Raw genomic sequence first — 17,076 nt, 5'->3', positions numbered from 1 at the left:
TAAATTGCCTTTAAAACAAGCGTTTGAAAGAAATCGTGCATTTATTGTCCACGCCCGGTTGCGCGATTAAATCGATTGGACTAGGTTTTTCCGGCAACGTTTCAGTGAGGGAGGAGAACTCATGAAAATTCGCTCTATGGCTGCTATCCTGGCAGCGACCGTGGTCCTGCCGTTCGCCGCAGCCAATGCGACCGATCTGGAAGTGACCCATTGGTGGACGTCCGGCGGGGAGGCCGCGGCGGTCGCCGAGTTGGCAAAGGCATTCGACGCGACGGGCAACAAGTGGGTGGATGGCGCCATTGCCGGCTCCGGCGGCACCGCGCGTCCGATCATGGTCAGCCGCATTACCGGCGGTGACCCGATGGCCGCGACCCAGTTCAACCACGGCCGCCAGGCCGAGGAGCTGGTCGAGGCCGGCCTGATGCGCGACCTGACCGATGTCGCGACGAAGGAGAACTGGAAGGAGATCATCAAGCCGGCGAGCCTGCTCGACAGCTGCACGATCGACGGCAAGATCTATTGCGCGCCGGTCAACATCCATTCGTGGCAGTGGCTGTGGCTGTCCAACGCCGCCTTCGAAAAGGCGGGCGTCGCGGTTCCGAAGAACTGGGACGAGTTCGTTGCGGCGTCTCCGGCGCTTGAAAAGGCCGGCATCGTTCCGCTCGCCGTCGGCGGCCAGCCCTGGCAGGCGGCCGGTGCCTTTGACGTGCTGATGGTCGCCATCGCCGGCAAGGACAATTTCTACAAGGTCTTCAAGGACAAGGACGAGGAAGTCGCCGCCGGCGCCGATATCGCCAAGGTCTTCAAGGCTGCCGACGATGCCCGTCGCATGTCCAAGGGCACCAATGTGCAGGACTGGAACCAGGCAACCAACATGGTCATCACCGGCAAGGCCGGCGGCCAGATCATGGGCGACTGGGCGCAGGGCGAATTCGCACTGGCCGGCCAGGTTGCCGGCAAGGATTATACCTGCCTTCCGGGGCTCGGCGTGAACGAGATCATCTCGACGGGCGGCGACGCCTTCTACTTCCCGCTGCTCAAGGACGAAGAGAAGTCCAAGGCGCAGGAAGTGCTGGCCTCGACGCTGCTGGCGCCGGCCACCCAGGTCGCCTTCAATCTGAAGAAGGGCTCGCTGCCGGTGCGTGGCGACGTCGACCTCGCCGCCGCCAACGACTGCATGAAGAAGGGTCTCGACATCCTTGCCAAGGGCAATGTGATCGAAGGCACCGACCAGCTGCTTTCGGCTGACAGCCAGAAGCAGAAGGAGGACCTGTTCTCCGAATTCTTCGCCAATGCCTCGATGACGCCGGAAGACGCCCAGAAGCGTTTCGTCGACATCATCGCTTCGGCGGAGTGATCAGACCTCAGTGACACCGGCCGGCAGCCCTCTGCCGGCCGGTTGCGACGCCCCATGAGGAGGGGCGTCGATCATCTCTGATCGAGACCAAGGAGGAGTGACCCATGACGGGCCAGGCACACACCGGTCGCCCCAGTAAATTGCTGCGCAATCTCAGTTCCAAGATTGCTTCCATTCCCATGATGCTCACCGCCGTCGTCATCTTTCTCGGCGGTACGGTCTGGACGGTCATCTACTCATTCACCAACTCCAAGCTGCTGCCGCGGGCGAAATTCGTCGGTTTCGACCAGTACGAACGCCTGTGGAGCGCGCCACGCTGGATCGTCTCGATCGAGAATCTGGCGATCTACGGTATCTTCACGCTGATTTTCAGCCTTGTGGTCGGCTTTCTGCTGGCCGCGCTGATGGATCAGAAGATCCGCTTCGAAAACACCTTTCGAACGATCTTCCTTTATCCCTTTGCGCTGTCCTTCATCGTGACGGGCCTCGTCTGGCAATGGATCCTGAACCCCGAATTCGGCGTGCAGTCCGTGGTGCGTTCGCTCGGCTGGACGAGTTTCACCTTCGACCCGCTCTACAATTCCGACATCGTCATCTACGGCGTGCTAATCGCCGGGCTCTGGCAGGGCACGGGGCTCGTCATGTGCCTGCTGCTCGCGGGTCTGCGCGGCATCGACGAGGACATCTGGAAGGCGGCGCGCGTCGATGGTATCCCGATGTGGAAGACCTATCTCTTCATCGTCATCCCCATGATGCGCCCGGTCTTCATCACGACGCTGGTCATCATCGCGAGCGGCATCGTCAAGGTCTACGACCTCGTGGTGGCACAGACGAGCGGCGGTCCGGGCATCTCGTCGGAAGTGCCGGCGAAATATGTCTATGACTACATGTTCCAGGCCCAGAACCTCGGGCAGGGTTTCGCCGCCTCCACCATGATGCTTCTCACCGTCGCCATCATCATCATCCCCTGGGCCTATCTCGAATTCGGAGGACGCAAGCGTGGCTGAGACCGTCTCCATCAAGCCCGGCCCGGCGCTGGCCGCCGCCACCAAAGCCGGCATCGAGCCCCGTGGTGCCAAACCGCGCCGCACACTTTCCGGCCGCAACATCATGCTCTACGGCACGCTGGCCGTGGCCGCACTCTACTACCTGCTGCCGCTTTACGTGATGGTCGTGACCTCGTTGAAGGGCATGCCGGAAATCCGGCTGGGCAACATCTTCTCGCCGCCGCTGGAAGTGACCTTCGAGCCCTGGGCCAAGGCCTGGGCCACCGCCTGCACCGGCCTCAACTGCGATGGCCTGTCGCGCGGCTTCTGGAATTCGGTGCGCATCACCGTGCCCTCGACGCTGATCTCGATCCTCGTCGCCTCGGTCAACGGCTATGCGCTCGCCAACTGGAAGTTCAAGGGTGCCGACCTGTTCTTCACCATCCTCATCGTCGGCGCCTTTATTCCCTATCAGGTGATGATCTATCCGATCGTCATCGTGCTCCGGGAACTCGGCATTTACGGCACGCTGACCGGCCTGATCATCGTGCACACGATCTTCGGCATGCCGATCCTGACGCTGCTCTTCCGCAACTATTTTTCTTCGCTGCCGGAAGAGCTGTTCAAGGCGGCACGCATCGATGGGGCCGGCTTCTGGCAGATCTATTTCCGCATCATGCTGCCCATGTCGCTGCCGATCTTCGTCGTCGCCATGATCCTGCAAATCACCGGCATCTGGAACGATTTCCTGTTCGGCGTCGTGTTCACCCGGCCGGAATATTACCCGATGACCGTGCAGCTCAACAACATCGTCAACTCCGTCCAGGGGGTGAAGGAATACAACGTCAACATGGCCGCGACTTTGCTCACCGGCGCGGTTCCGCTCATCGTCTATTTCGTGTCGGGACGCCTGTTCGTCCGCGGCATCGCCGCCGGCGCAGTCAAGGGTTAAGCCATGCAGAAATCCGTCTCCATCAAGGACCTTTCGTTGAGCTTCGGTGCGGTCAACGTGCTGGAAAACCTCAATCTCGATATCGGGGAGGGTGAGTTCCTCGTGCTTCTCGGCTCGTCCGGCTGCGGCAAGTCGACCCTTCTCAACTGCATCGCCGGCCTGCTCGAGCCGACCGGCGGACAGATCTTCATCAAGAACAAGAACGTCACCTGGGAGGAGCCCAAGGACCGTGGCATCGGCATGGTGTTCCAGTCTTACGCGCTTTATCCGCAGATGACGGTGGAGAAGAACCTCTCCTTCGGCCTTCAGGTCGCCAAGATGCCGAAGGCGGAGATCGACAAGCGCGTCGCCCGCGCCGCCGAAATCCTGCAGATCGGCCCGCTCCTGAAGCGCAAGCCCTCGGAACTCTCCGGCGGCCAGCGCCAGCGCGTCGCCATCGGCCGGGCGCTGGTCCGCGACGTGGATGTCTTCCTGTTCGACGAACCGCTCTCCAATCTCGACGCCAAGCTGCGCTCGGAGCTGCGCGTGGAAATCAAGCGGCTGCACCAGTCGCTGAAGAACACGATGGTCTATGTCACGCATGACCAGATCGAGGCCCTGACGCTGGCCGATCGCATCGCCATCATGAAGAGCGGCGTCATCCAGCAGCTGGCCGATCCCAACACGATCTACAACGCGCCCAAGAACATGTTCGTCGCCGGCTTCATCGGCTCGCCGTCCATGAACTTTTTGCGCGGCGAGATCGTCGAGAAGGGCGGCAAGCCAATCTTCGTCGCCAACGGTGTGGATTTCGCGCTCGATGGCTACGCCGCCGGTGAACCGCTCCAGGCTGGCCGCAAAGTCGTGCTCGGCGTGCGTCCGGAGCATGTGAAGGTCAACGAGGACGGTCCCGGTGCCGATCATCATCAGGCGACCGTCGATATCGAGGAGCCGATGGGCGCCGACAACCTGCTCTGGCTCAAACATGCCGGCCACACCATGTCCGTCCGCGTCGCCGGCGCCCGGCGCTTCAAGCCCGGCACGGCGGTGAAGCTCTCCTTCGATATGGGGCTGGCCTCGCTGTTCGATGCGGGCACGGAGGAGCGGATCTAAGCCCGCCTTTCGCGAACAACCCTCTGGCCGTGCGGCCGGAGGGACATACCTTCCTGCGGCAAGAGAAACCGCCGAGAGACTGCCATGACCCACACATCCGACATTACCTCCATCGACCTTTCCGGCCTCTGGACCGTCACCAGCATCGACGCGGCGCACACCGCCCCCATGCGCGTGCCCGGCGACGTGCACAGCGCGCTTCTCGCCGCCGGCCTCATTCCCGATCCCTATGCCGGCCGCAATGAGCGCGATATCCAGTGGGTGGCGGAGAAGGACTGGGCGATCGAGCGGACGTTCGAGATCGCGCCCGAAATGCTGGAGGGTGACTGGTATCTCGATATCGGCAGCATCGACACGGTCGCCTCGGTCTATGTCAACGGCGTGCTGGTGCTCGACACCGACAATTGTTTTCGCCGGTACCGTCCCGACGTCACCGATGCGCTGAAGGTCGGCGAGAACACGCTGAAGGTGCTGATCCATTCGAGTGTTGCGGCCGGTGCGCTCCGGCAGGCGGAACAGCCGTTCTTCATTCCGTGGTCGACGGGCAATTCGCCGATCCCGAACGGCAACATGCTGCGCAAGCCGCAATGCCATTTCGGCTGGGACTGGAACATCGCGATTGCGCCGCTCGGCATCTATGGCGAGATCGTCCTGCGCAAGCTTGAAGCCGCGCGCATCGAACATGTCACGACGCGGCAGTTCCACCATGCTGACGGTGCCGTCGATCTCTATGTCACCGCCACCTTCTATGCCGAGCAGCCGGGCATCCTGCCGGTGCATTTCGCGCTAGGCGAGGAACGGGTGCGGCTCGATATCGGTGTCAATGCCGGCGAGACGCAGCTCACCCACATGTTCCGCATCGAAAGGCCTGCGCTATGGTGGCCGAAGGGGCATGGCGAGCAGGCGATCTATGCCGTGCGTGTCGAGACGCCGACGGAGACCGTCGTGCGCCGCACCGGCCTGCGCCAGGTAGAGCTTCTGATCGACAAGGACGAGCCGGGCAGCCGTTTTGCGCTCAAGGTCAACGGCCGCGAAATCTTCTGCCGCGGTGCGAACTGGATTCCCGCCGACGCGCTGCCCTCGCGCATCAATCCCGTCGCCGTGCGCGACCTGCTGCAATCTGCCGTCGATGCCAACATGAACATGCTGCGCGTCTGGGGCGGCGGCTTCTACGAGCCGGACTGGTTCTACGATCTCTGCGACGAGCTCGGCCTGATGGTCTGGCAGGACTTCATGTTCGCCTGCAACCTCTACCCCTCGACCGTCGATTTCCTCGACAACGTGGCCGCAGAGGTTGAGTATCAGGTCAAGCGTCTCGCCTCGCATCCCTCGATCGTGCTGTGGTGCGGCGACAACGAGTTGGTCGGCGCGCTGACCTGGTTCGATGTCAGCCGTGAGAACCGCGACCGCTACCTCGTTTCCTACGATCGCCTCAACCGCACCATCGAAGTGGCGATGAAGAAGGCCGCGCCCGGTGCGATCTGGTGGCCGTCGAGCCCGGCCTCCGGCTATCTCGATTTCGGCGATGCCTGGCATGCCGACGGTTCCGGCGACATGCACTACTGGTCCGTCTGGCACGAGAACAAGTCGTTCGACAATTACCGCACCGTGCGCCCACGCTTCTGCTCGGAATTCGGCTTCCAGTCCTACACGTCCATGCCGGTCATGAAGACCTTCGCGGAGCGCAAGGACATGAACATCGCCTCGCCGGTGATGGAAAGCCACCAGAAGAATGCCGGCGGCAACGAGCGCATTGCCGGGACCATGTTCCGCTACTTCCGCTTCCCCAAGGATTTCCCGAGTTTCGTCTATCTCAGCCAGATCCAGCAGGGCCTCGCCATCCGCACCGCCGTCGAGTACTGGCGCTCGCTGAAGCCCCATTGCATGGGCACGCTCTATTGGCAGCTCAACGACACCTGGCCGGTCGCCTCCTGGTCGAGCCTCGATTACGGCGGCAGCTGGAAGGCCATGCACTATATGGTGCGCCGCTTCTTCCAGCCCGTCGCCGTTGCCGCCATCCCGTCGAAGGACGGCGAGACCATCGGCTTTTCCGCCGTCAACGACACGGCCGAAGCCGTCACGGTGAAGCTCGACACTTGGCTGGTCTCGCTCTCCGGCGAGCGGCGCCCCCATCGCAGCGCCGAGGGTGTCTGCGGCCCGGACAAGGCGGAAATGTTGTTCTCCGTCTTCGCCGCCGATCTTCCCGAGGACACGCTGCTCTTCTGGTCCTTCGAGGCTTCGAACGGCATGAAGGGTGAGGGGCACCATATCTCCGGCACCTACAAGGCGCTCGATCTCGAGGCTTCCGGCCTGACGCTTGATGTTTCGCCGGGTGACGATGGCCGTTTTGCCGTCACCGCCGCGGCAAGCGGTCTTGCGCTGCATGTCATGCTGGAGGCCAACATCGCCGGCCGCTGGTCGGACAATGCTTTCGACCTCACCGCCGGAGAGCGCAGGACCGTGATCTTCACGCCCGCCGAAAGCGGTGCCGTTCCCCGCTTCCATTGGCTCGACCTTCATTCCTGCCAGACTTCCCAAGACTGATACGAGGAGACAACAATGCAGACCGTCAGTTTCCAGCTTTACAGCGCCCGTAATTTCCAGCCCTTCGCCGAAGTGTTCCGCATCCTCGGCGATGCCGGCTACAAGGAAGTCGAGGGCTACGGCGCCCTCTATGCGTCGCTCGACGATGCCGCCATCCAGCAGGTGAAGGCCGATCTCGACAAGAACGGCCTCACCATGCCCACCGCCCATTTCGGCCTCGACATGATCGAGGGGGAGCCGGACCGCGTCATCGAGATTTGCCGCACGCTCGGCATCGAGGCGGTTTATTGCCCCTACCTTTTGCCCGAACACCGCCCGACGGATGCCGCCGGCTGGCACGCGTTTGGCGCACGCCTGCAGAAGGCGGGCGAGCCGCTGCGCAAGGCGGGCCTCGTCTTCGGCTGGCACAACCACGATTTCGAGTTCTTCGCGCTGCCGGACGGCTCGGTGCCGCAGGATCACATCTTTGCCGGTGGTCCTGATCTCACCTGGGAAGCGGATATCGCCTGGGTCATCCGCGGCGGCGCCGATCCCTTCGCCTGGATCCAGAAATACGGCAGCCGCATCAGCGCCGTGCATGTCAAGGACATCGCGCCGAAGGGCGAGGCCACGGACGAGGACGGCTGGTCCGATGTCGGCCACGGCACCGTCGCCTGGGGCGATCTTGCCAAGGCGCTCGCCGGCACGCCGGCAAAACACTTCATCGTCGAGCATGACAATCCCAAGGACATCACCCGTCTTGCCACTCGCTCGATCGCAACCATCAAGGCATTCTGAGGACTGACCATCATGAGCAAGGAATACGGAGTCGGCATCATCGGCTGCGGCAACATTTCGGGCGCTTACTTCAAGCTGATCCCGATGTTCAGGAACCTGAAGCTTGTCGCCTGCGCCGATATCAATCCCGCAGCCGCCAAGGCGCGCTCGGAAGAGTTCGGCGTGGAAGCACAGGAGATCGACGCGCTGCTCGCCAACTCGGCGGTCGACGTCGTCGTCAACCTGACGATCCCGGAGGCGCACTATCCCGTCTCGAAGGCGGCGCTGGAGGCGGGCAAACACGTCTATTCGGAAAAGCCCTTCGTTCTCTCCATCGAACAGGGCGAGGACCTGCGCCGCATCGCCGACGCCAAGGGGCTCAAGGTCGGTTCGGCGCCGGATACCTATCTCGGCGGCTCGCACCAGTTCGCCCGCCATCTGATCGACAGTGGTAAGGTCGGCAAGATCATGTCGGGCACGGCGCATGTGCTGAGCCCCGGCATGGAGAGCTGGCATCCGAACCCGGACTTCTTCTTCGCGCCGGGCGGTGGACCAATCCTCGATCTCGGTCCCTACTACGTTAACAACCTCGTCAATCTCGTCGGCCCGGTGAAGCGCGTCGTGGCGCTCGCCAACAAGGCGCGCGAGGAGCGCATCATCGGCAACGGCCCGCGCCTTGGCCAGGCCGTTCCTGTCATCGTCGCCACCAACATCCACGCCATCCTCGAATTCGAGAACGGCGCGCAGATCGCGCTGATGGCGAGCTGGGACGTCTGGGCGCATCGCCACCAGAACATGGAGCTCTACGGCACAGATGGCGCTGTCTTCGTGCCGGATCCGAACTTCTTCGGCGGCAAGGTGGAAGTGGCCGGCAACGACTGCGAGCCGAAGGAAGTGGAGGTCTGGGATCACCCGCTGACCGCGCAGAACTACCAGTTCGACTGGGGCACACAGGCCAACTACCGTGGTATCGGCCTTGCCGATATGATGGAGGCTGTGACGACCGGCCGCGACTATCGCTGCTCGCTCGACCGCTCGCTGCACACGATCGACGTGCTGACCGCGATCCTGCGCTCGGCGGAGGAGGGCAAGGCGGTCGATATCGTGACGACCTGCACGCAGCCGGAAGCGCTCGGCATCGAGGAAGCACGTTCACTCCTGCGCTAGCTTGCGAACAACCGGCCGGCGAGGGCGGATGTCCCTTGCCGGTTGGTATGTCCGGGCTGTACGAAACACGTCCCGATTCAAATGAAGGAAATGGACCATGGCCTGGCAGCCGGCGGACAACCGTTACGACAAGATGATCTACAACCGCGTTGGGCGCTCCGGCCTGAAGCTGCCGGCGATCTCGCTCGGCTTGTGGCACAATTTCGGCGATGACACGCCGCATGACCGCAAGGTCGATATGTGCCGCACCGCTTTCGACCTCGGCATCACCCATTTCGACCTCGCCAACAACTACGGTCCTCCCGGCGGCACCGCCGAAACGGCCTTCGGCGAAATCCTGCGCACCGATTTCAAGCATCTGCGCGACGAGCTGATCGTCTCGTCCAAGGCCGGCTACGATATGTGGCCGGGTCCGTATGGCGAGTGGGGCAGCCGCAAATACCTGATCGCCTCCTGCGACCAGAGCCTGAAGCGCATGGGCCTCGACTATGTCGATATCTTCTATTCGCACCGCTTCGACCCGGAGACGCCGCTGGAAGAGACCTGCGGCGCGCTCGACCACATCGTGCGCTCCGGCCGTGCGCTCTATGTCGGTATCTCCTCCTACAATTCGCAGCGCACCCGCGAGGCCGCCGCGATCCTGAAGGCACTCGGCACGCCCTGCATCATCCACCAGCCGAGCTACTCCATGCTCAACCGCTGGATCGAGGAGGACGGTCTCGTCGATACGCTCGACGAACTCGGCATCGGCTCCATCGTCTTCACCCCGCTGGCGCAGGGCCTTTTGACGGCGAAATATCTCGGCGGCATTCCGAGCGACAGCCGCGCGGCGCTGAACCACTTCCTGAAGTCGGAATCCATTCGCCCTGAGATCCTCGACAATATCCGCAAGCTCAACGGCATTGCCGAGAAGCGCGGCCAGACGCTGGCGCAGATGGCGATCGCCTGGGTTCTGCGCGGCGGGCGTATCACCTCCGCGCTGATCGGCGCCAGCCGTTCGTCGCAGATCATCGATTGCGTCAAGGCTCTGGACAATCTCGACTTCTCTGCGGCCGAACTGGCCGAGATCGAGACCCTTTCGAACGGCGCGGACGTCAATCTCTGGAAGCGCTCCGCCGAGATCGACTGATCTTTCGGGCCGCCCGGCAAAACCGGGCGGCCTTTTTCGAGCATAGTCTGACGTACGTGCATCATCTTGGAGGAAACGATGATCCGCAACCCGATCCTGCCGGGCTTCAACCCGGACCCCTCGATCTGCCGCGTGGGGGAGGACTACTACATCGCGACCTCGACGTTCGAATGGTATCCGGGCGTGCAGATCCATCATTCGCGCGATCTGGTGAACTGGACGCTGGTGCGCCGGCCGCTGGAGCGCAGGAGCCAGCTCGATATGCGCGGCAATCCGGACAGCTGCGGTGTCTGGGCGCCTTGCCTGTCCTATGCCGACGGACTGTTCTGGCTTGTTTATACGGACGTCAAACGCTTCGACGGCAGCTTCAAGGATGCGCACAACTACATCGTCACGGCGTCGTCGGTGGAGGGTGAGTGGTCCGATCCCGTCTACGTCAATTCCTCCGGCTTCGACCCCTCGCTGTTCCATGACGAGGACGGGCGGAAATGGTTCGTCAACATGCAGTGGAACCACCGGCCGGAAAACCATACGGGTGCGGCGCACAATGCCTTCGACGGCATCCTGCTTCAGGAATGGGATGCCGGGACGAAGCGTCTGGTCGGGCCGGTGAAGAACATCTTTCCCGGCACAAGGCAGGGCCTGGTGGAGGCGCCGCATCTCTTCCGGCGCAACGGCTGGTATTATCTCACGACGGCGGAAGGCGGCACGGGCTACGACCACACCGTCACCATGGCGCGCTCGCGGACGATCGACGGCCCTTATGAGGCGCATCCGGATCTCTATCTGATCACCGCGAAGGATCATCCCGAAGCGCCGCTCCAGCGGGCCGGGCATGGGCAATATGTCGAGACGCCCGATGGCGAGGTCTATCACACGCATCTCTGCGGCCGGCCGTTGGCGCCTTTGCGCCGCTGCACGCTGGGACGCGAGACGGCGCTGCAGAAATGCGTGTGGCGCGACGACGGTTGGCTCTATCTGGAGCACGGCTCGCCCGTGCCGGAAGTTGAGGTGCCTGCGCCGGCCGGTGCCGTTGCAAACGAAAAACCGGCAAGCGTGTTCTATGATTTTTCCGAAGGCACGTTGCCTGCGGATTTCCAGTGGCTGCGCACGCCGGAGCCGGAGCGGATCTTCTCGCTGTCGGCGCAGCCGGGGTATCTCACGCTGTTCGGGCGCGAGAGCATCGGCAGCTGGTTCGAGCAGGCGCTGGTGGCGCGCCGGCAGGAGCATCATGATTTTCGCGCCGAGACGGTGATCGAGGCGGAGCCGGAGGTCTATCAGCAGGTCGCGGGCCTTACCTACTATTACAACCGCTACAAGTTCCATGCGCTCGGATTGACCCGGCACGAGGTACTGGGCCGCACGCTGACGATCCTGTCCTGCCCGGGGGATTACCCGAACGGAAACCTGACCTTCCCGGCCGGCAGCGGCGTCGCAGTGGGCGAGGGGCCGCTGGAGCTGGCGGCGGAGGTTCACGGCAACGATCTCCAGTTCTTCTGGCGCCCGGCCGGGACTGATGCCTGGCAGGCGATCGGCCCGGTGCTGGATGCCGGCGTGGTTTCGGACGAAGGCGGACGGGGTGAGCACAACTCATTCACCGGCGCCTTCATCGGCCTGTTCGCCTTCGATATTACGGGACGCGGGCGCGGCGGGGATTTTGCGAACTTCCGCTACACCGCGCTCTCCTGATCAGCCGGCCTGCCGGACCCAGACGGGGAACGGGTCCGGCAGGTTTGCCCAGCGGGCGGGCTCGAAGCTCTCTGCCGCGACGAGGCAGGCATCCAGCCGGCGTCGGATGTCGGCTTCATCCATCGGGTCCGCGCCGATGAAGACGAGCTCCTGCCGCCGGTCGCCCCAGACGGTATCGATATAGGTCGCGATGGCATCGAGCGCCGCCTTGTCCTGAGGCCAATGCTGGCGCGGCACGGAGGCCCACCACAGCCCGAGCCGGCCGCTCCTGACCAGCGCGCCCGCCTGGCTCATTTCACCGACATGGTGCGGCCGCGTCGCCAGCCAGAAGAAGCCCTTGGCGCGGATGACGCCCGGCCAGCTTTCATCGAGAAACGCCTTGAACCGCGCCGGGTGGAACGGTCTTTGGGCGCGGTAGACGAAGGAGCGGATCCCGTATTCCTCCGTCTCCGGCACATGATCCTTGAAGCCGTGCAGTTCCTTGAACCACAGCGGATGCTCGCTCGCCTTGGCGAAATCGAACAGCCCGGTGCCAAGAATATCGGTGAGCGCCAACCGGCCGAAATCCGTCTCGATGATGCGGGCGGCAGCGTTGAGGCCCCCGACGATCTGGCGCGCGGCGAGGAGATCGGCGTGGCTTGCAGCACCTGTCTTGTTGAGCACGATGACGTCGGCGAACTCGATCTGCTCGACGAGAAGCTCCACCAGCGTGCGCGTATCGCCTTCGCCCGCCGTTTCGCCGCGCTGGGCAAGAAAATCCTGGGAGCCGTAGTCTTTCAGGAGGTTTGCGGTATCCACCACCGTCACCATCGTGTCGAGCCGGGCGACATCCGACAGGCTCCAGCCGTTTTCGTCGCGGAAATCGAAGGTGGTGGCGACGGGCAGGGGCTCGGAAATGCCGCTCGATTCGATCAGCAGGTAGTCGAAGCGGTTCAGCTCCGCCAACCGCCGCACCTCCGCCAGCAGGTCGTCGCGCAGCGTGCAACAGATGCAGCCATTGGTCATCTCCACCAGCTGTTCGTCCGTGCGGGAAAAATCCGCCCCGCCTTCGCGGATGAGGGCGGCGTCGATATTCACCTCGCTCATATCGTTGACGATGACCGCCACGCGCAGGCCGCTGCGGTTGTTCAGGACATGGTTGAGCAGCGTCGTCTTGCCGGCGCCGAGGAAGCCGGAGAGCACGGTAACGGGGAGGCGGTTGTCCATCGTTTCTTGCCTTTAATGTTATATAATTACATTGATTGGGCTGAAAAAGGCGGGAAGATCCCGCCGGTTTTCTTGAGCTTAGGCGTGTGCAGAAAGTTCATGCGGCGCTTGTGGTTGTGGATGCTCGGGTCGAGCCCGAGCATGACGAAGGAGAGGGGAGGCGACGCGGCAAAGTTCATGGAAAAAACCGCTTGGGAGGTTGGTCAAGTTTGCGATGCTCTCGCCTGTGCGCCTCAAGGTTTGCGCGCGATGGTCCTTGCTCTTCCATTCTCATGCGCTCACGTTTCTCGCGTCGCCTTGAACATCCCCACCACGTCATCCTCGGGCTTAACCCGAGGATCCACGCGGCAACCATTGCCCCTCAAATCAGCTCGGTTGCCCCAGGCAATCGCGCAGCGAAGTGGCGATGCTGCGCATCAGCGTGAAGTAGAGGTCCGGACCCGGCTCCAGCGTGGCGGCTTCCGGGTCGAGCACGCCGGATTTGGCAGACGTTCCCTCGATCACCACGTTGACCAGCTTCGGCTCGAACTGCGGTTCGGCGAAGACGCAGGTGGCGCCGAGGGTTTTGACCTTGTCGCGGATCTGGGTCAGGCGCTCGGCACCCGGCAGGGTTTCCGGGCTGACGGTGATGGAGCCGGCGGCGTGCACGCCGTAGTGATGCTCGAAATACTGATAGGCATCGTGGAAGACGATGAAGGGCTTTTCCTTCACGGGGGCGACGGTCTCGGTGATTTCGGTGTTGAGCGCGGCGAGCTTGTCGGTGAGGGCCGCGAGGTTCTTGTTATAGGTCTCGGCATTGGCCGGGTCCTTCTCCGAGAGCACGCGCGCCGCTTCGGTGGCGATGGCGCGGGCATTGTCCGGGCTCAGCCACAGATGCATGTCGAATTCGCCATGCTCGTCGTGCTGATGGCCGGCTTCCGCGGCGTGATCATGGCCTTCGCCAGTTTCCTTGGCCTCAGCCTCCTTGCCATGGTCATGGCCGGCTTCGTCGTGGGAATGGCCCTCATGGGCATGATCGTGCCCTTCCTCGCCTTCATGCGTATGCGCCTCGAAGGGGCCGCCTTCGCGGAATTGCAGCTTCTCCATGCCGGGCGCATCATCGAGTTCGACAATGGTCGCCTTGCCGCCGAGGGATTCCAGCGGCTTTTCAAGGAAGGCCTCCAGTCCATGGCCGACCCAGAAGACGAGGTCCGCATCCTGAAGGGCGGCGGCATTGGAGGGCTTCAGCGAATAGGTATGCGGGGAGGCCGCGCCCTCGACGATCAGCTTCGGCTCGCCCACGCCCTGCATGACGGCGGCGACGAGCGAGTGGATCGGCTTGATCGACACCACCACATCCGGCGCTTCGGCGCGTGCGGCAAGCGTGCCGGCGGCAAGGAGGGCGGTGGAGAGAAGGAGGGTGCGCAGGGACTTTTGCATGGGATACTCCGCTTGAATTGAAATGTAATGTTATTACATCAATTGCGTTATGCTATAACGTGTGCCATATCCTCACGCAACAGGCATTTTGGAAAAATCATGCTGCAGACCCCAACCCAGATCGTCCAGCCGCTCGTCTCGCTTGCGGGCGTCGGCGTGCGCCGCCAGGGCCGCTGGCTCGTGCGCGGCGTGGAGTTTTCCATCGCACCGGGCGAGATCGTCACGCTGATCGGCCCGAATGGTTCCGGCAAGTCGACGACCGCCAAGACGGCGATTGGCGTTTTGAAAGCCGACGAGGGCAGGGTGGAGCGCAAGGCCGGCCTCAAGGTCGGTTATGTGCCGCAGAAGCTGGCGGTTGATTGGACCATGCCGCTCACCGTCGATCGGCTGATGACGCTGACCTCTTCGCTCAAGGGTGCCGAGATCGATGCCGCGCTTGAGGCGACAGGCATCCGCCATCTCGCCCGTGCTGAGGTGCAGCATCTCTCCGGGGGCGAGTTCCAGCGCGCGCTGCTCGCCCGCGCCATTGCCCGCAAGCCGGACCTGCTGGTGCTCGACGAGCCGGTGCAGGGTGTCGATTTCTCCGGCGAGATCGCGCTCTACGATCTCATCAAGACCATCCGCAACACGACCGGCTGCGGCATCCTGCTGATTTCGCACGACCTGCATGTCGTGATGGCCGAGACGGACACCGTGATCTGCCTCAACGGCCATGTCTGCTGCCGCGGCACGCCGGAAACCGTCAGCCAGAGCCCGGAATATCTGCGCCTCTTCGGTGCCCGCGCCGGCCAGACGCTTGCTTTCTACAATCACAACCATGACCACACGCATCTGCCTGATGGCCGCGTCCAGCATGCCGATGGATCGATCACCGACGATTGCCGGCCCAATGACGGGCACCATGTCGAAATTCTGCCGACCGGCGGCAAGGCGGGGCCGATGCGCATCGTGCACACGCATGGCCCGAACTGCGGCTGCGGCCACGACCACACGCCGCGGCCCTTGACGGGCAAGGGAGCGCGCCGCGATGCTTGACGACTTTTTCATGCGCGCGCTCGTCGCCGGCGTCGGGCTGGCGCTCACCGCCGGGCCGCTCGGCTGTTTCGTCGTCTGGCGGCGCATGGCGTATTTCGGCGATACGATGGCCCATTCGGCGCTGCTCGGCGTCGCGCTGTCGCTGTTGATGGATTTCAACCTGCTGATCAGCGTCTTCATCGTCGCCGCCACCGTCTCGATCCTGCTGCTTCTCCTCCAGAAGCGCGGTACGCTCTCCACCGATGCGCTGCTCGGCATTCTCTCGCATGCCACGCTGGCGATCGGCCTCGTCATGGTCTCCTTCATGACCTGGGTGCGCATCGATCTCGTCGGCTTCCTGTTCGGCGATATCCTTGCCGTCTCGCGCGCCGATGTCGATCTCGTCTGGGGCGGCGGCATTCTCGTCACCTTCGCCATCGTCTGGATGTGGCGTCCGCTGATCGCCTCGACGGTCAATCCGGAACTGGCGGAGGCCGAGGGCATGGAGCCGGAGAAAACGCGGCTTGCCTTCATGCTGCTGATGGCGCTCGTCATCGCCATCGCCATGAAGATCGTCGGCATCCTGCTCATCACGTCGCTGCTGATCATCCCAGCCGCCACGGCCCGGCGCTTTTCGACGAGCCCGGAGATCATGGCGGTTCTCGCCTCCGTCATCGGAGCGCTTGCCGTTGTCGGCGGGCTGTTCGGCTCCCTGAAATTCGATACCCCCTCCGGTCCCTCGATTGTCGTTGCAGCGCTTGGCCTGTTCATTCTAAGCCTGCTGACGAAGCCGAGGACGAGCGGCGTCGATTCCGCAACCGCCAGCCAGGGAGGCCAGGCATGACGACCCAGACTTTGACGCGCAACCAGGGCCTCGTGCTCGATGTGCTCTCGCATTCCGAGGGGCCGCTCAGCGCCTATACGATCCTCGACAAGCTGCGCGACAGCGGGTTTCGCGCGCCTTTGCAAGTCTATCGCGCGCTCGACAAGCTCTTGGAATTCGGCCTCGTGCACCGGCTCGAAAGCATCAACGCCTTCGTCGCCTGCGCCCATCCCGACGAGGGTTGCCATGCCCACGGCATCACCGCCTTCACGATCTGCGAGACCTGCGGCAAGGTGACGGAATTCCACGACCATGTGATCGAGGACCGGCTGAAAAGCTTTGCGAAGGACCGCAATTTCAAGACCGGCAAGACGACGATCGAGATCCGCGGCACTTGCGCGGGCTGTGCCTAGCTGATCGGCTTGAGACCCTTCCTGAAGCGCTGCCAGTTGCGCACATAGCTCTCGGCCGAGCGCTTCAGGCCTTCGATGGCCTCCGCATCCAGGGTGCGGATGGCCTTTGCCGGCGAACCGACGATCAGCGAATTGTCCGGAAAGACCTTGCCTTCCGTCACCAGCGCATTGGCCCCGACCAGGCAATTGTTGCCGATGACGGCGCCGTTCAGCACCGTCGCGCCCATGCCGATAAGCGAATTGTTGCCGATGGTGCAGCCGTGGATGATGGCGCTGTGGCCGATCGTGCAGCCTTCGCCGATGATGACGGGTTTGCCGGGATCCGTATGCACGACCACGCCCTCCTGGATATTGGAGCGTGCGCCGAGGATGATCGGTTCGTTATCGCCGCGCAGCGTGGCGCCGAACCAGATGCCGACATCCTCGCCGACGATGACCTTGCCGATGACATTGGCATCCGGCGCCACCCAGTAGCGGTCGTCGGCGGGCAGCGTCGGGGCGCGGTCGTCGAGGGCGTAAAGCGGCATGG

The 17,076-nt window shown here is 63.2% G+C and carries 16 protein-coding genes; 12 read left to right on the top strand and 4 right to left on the bottom strand.

Annotated features, from left to right (window positions below):
* The first annotated feature begins 121 nt into the window (after positions 1–121).
* The 9 genes from MUU55_RS02685 (at position 122) to MUU55_RS02645 (ending at position 11,672) form a co-directional block, all read left to right on the top strand.
* Positions 122–1,357 carry an ABC transporter substrate-binding protein gene (locus tag MUU55_RS02685; protein ID WP_244759217.1) on the top strand — a complete coding sequence of 412 codons (1,236 nt, stop codon included), beginning with the start codon at positions 122–124 and terminating at the stop codon, positions 1,355–1,357.
* A gap of 104 nt (positions 1,358–1,461) precedes the next feature.
* Complete coding sequence (locus MUU55_RS02680) at positions 1,462–2,364, top strand: carbohydrate ABC transporter permease (RefSeq protein ID WP_244759216.1); 903 nt, start codon at positions 1,462–1,464, stop codon at positions 2,362–2,364.
* 103 nt (positions 2,365–2,467) lie between these two features.
* Complete coding sequence (locus tag MUU55_RS02675) at positions 2,468–3,295, top strand: carbohydrate ABC transporter permease (protein ID WP_244759851.1); 828 nt, start codon at positions 2,468–2,470, stop codon at positions 3,293–3,295.
* A gap of 3 nt (positions 3,296–3,298) precedes the next feature.
* Positions 3,299–4,387 (top strand): ABC transporter ATP-binding protein, encoded by a 1,089-nt coding sequence (locus MUU55_RS02670; RefSeq protein ID WP_244759215.1) that lies wholly within the window; start codon positions 3,299–3,301, stop codon positions 4,385–4,387.
* Positions 4,388–4,471: 84 nt separating this feature from the next.
* Positions 4,472–6,931 (top strand): beta-mannosidase, encoded by a 2,460-nt coding sequence (locus tag MUU55_RS02665; RefSeq protein WP_244759214.1) that lies wholly within the window; start codon positions 4,472–4,474, stop codon positions 6,929–6,931.
* Positions 6,932–6,946: 15 nt separating this feature from the next.
* On the top strand, positions 6,947–7,708 hold the full coding sequence (locus MUU55_RS02660; protein WP_244759213.1) for a sugar phosphate isomerase/epimerase family protein: 762 nt from the start codon (positions 6,947–6,949) through the stop codon (positions 7,706–7,708).
* A 12-nt stretch (positions 7,709–7,720) separates the two neighbouring features.
* Positions 7,721–8,854 carry a Gfo/Idh/MocA family protein gene (locus MUU55_RS02655; protein ID WP_244759212.1) on the top strand — a complete coding sequence of 378 codons (1,134 nt, stop codon included), beginning with the start codon at positions 7,721–7,723 and terminating at the stop codon, positions 8,852–8,854.
* A 97-nt stretch (positions 8,855–8,951) separates the two neighbouring features.
* On the top strand, positions 8,952–9,983 hold the full coding sequence (gene mgrA, locus MUU55_RS02650; RefSeq protein WP_244759211.1) for an L-glyceraldehyde 3-phosphate reductase: 1,032 nt from the start codon (positions 8,952–8,954) through the stop codon (positions 9,981–9,983).
* A 78-nt stretch (positions 9,984–10,061) separates the two neighbouring features.
* Entirely contained in the window at positions 10,062–11,672 is a 1,611-nt protein-coding gene (locus MUU55_RS02645) for a glycoside hydrolase family 43 protein (protein WP_244759210.1), read from the top strand.
* Here the strand turns inward: MUU55_RS02645 and zigA are convergent, their stop codons facing one another.
* The 3 genes from zigA to znuA form a co-directional block, all read right to left on the bottom strand.
* Positions 11,673–12,878, bottom strand: coding sequence for a zinc metallochaperone GTPase ZigA (zigA, locus tag MUU55_RS02640; protein ID WP_244759209.1), 1,206 nt, complete (start codon positions 12,876–12,878; stop codon positions 11,673–11,675).
* A gap of 26 nt (positions 12,879–12,904) precedes the next feature.
* Positions 12,905–13,057, bottom strand: a complete 153-nt coding sequence (locus tag MUU55_RS02635; protein WP_244759208.1) for a hypothetical protein — start codon at positions 13,055–13,057, stop codon at positions 12,905–12,907.
* 187 nt (positions 13,058–13,244) lie between these two features.
* On the bottom strand, positions 13,245–14,297 hold the full coding sequence (gene znuA, locus MUU55_RS02630; protein ID WP_244759207.1) for a zinc ABC transporter substrate-binding protein ZnuA: 1,053 nt from the start codon (positions 14,295–14,297) through the stop codon (positions 13,245–13,247).
* 99 nt (positions 14,298–14,396) lie between these two features.
* On the opposite strand from znuA, the gene MUU55_RS02625 reads away from it, so the two are divergent.
* Genes MUU55_RS02625 through MUU55_RS02615 form a run of 3 tightly spaced genes read left to right on the top strand, consistent with a single transcriptional unit; the run spans position 14,397 to position 16,547 of the window.
* Positions 14,397–15,332, top strand: coding sequence for an ATP-binding cassette domain-containing protein (locus MUU55_RS02625; protein ID WP_244759206.1), 936 nt, complete (start codon positions 14,397–14,399; stop codon positions 15,330–15,332).
* The gene (locus MUU55_RS02620; RefSeq protein WP_244759205.1) at positions 15,325–16,155 is read left to right on the top strand and encodes a metal ABC transporter permease; all 831 of its coding nucleotides are present in this window, start codon (positions 15,325–15,327) and stop codon (positions 16,153–16,155) included. Before MUU55_RS02625 ends, MUU55_RS02620 begins: the two co-directional genes overlap by 8 nt.
* Entirely contained in the window at positions 16,152–16,547 is a 396-nt protein-coding gene (locus tag MUU55_RS02615) for a Fur family transcriptional regulator (RefSeq protein WP_117366320.1), read from the top strand. The genes MUU55_RS02620 and MUU55_RS02615 overlap by 4 nt, the downstream gene beginning before the upstream one ends.
* Here MUU55_RS02615 and MUU55_RS02610 read toward each other — a convergent pair.
* A complete protein-coding gene (locus tag MUU55_RS02610; protein ID WP_244759204.1) occupies positions 16,544–17,074 on the bottom strand; it encodes a gamma carbonic anhydrase family protein in 531 nt (176 codons plus the stop codon). The two genes, MUU55_RS02615 and MUU55_RS02610, sit on opposite strands and share 4 nt — an antisense overlap.
* Positions 17,075–17,076: the final 2 nt, after the last annotated feature.

The sequence above is a fragment of the Shinella curvata genome (assembly GCF_022899935.1).
GTDB lineage: Bacteria > Pseudomonadota > Alphaproteobacteria > Rhizobiales > Rhizobiaceae > Shinella > Shinella curvata.
The sequence above is the reverse complement of the archived record's forward strand: the minus strand, read 5'-3'. Positions and strand labels throughout refer to the sequence as shown.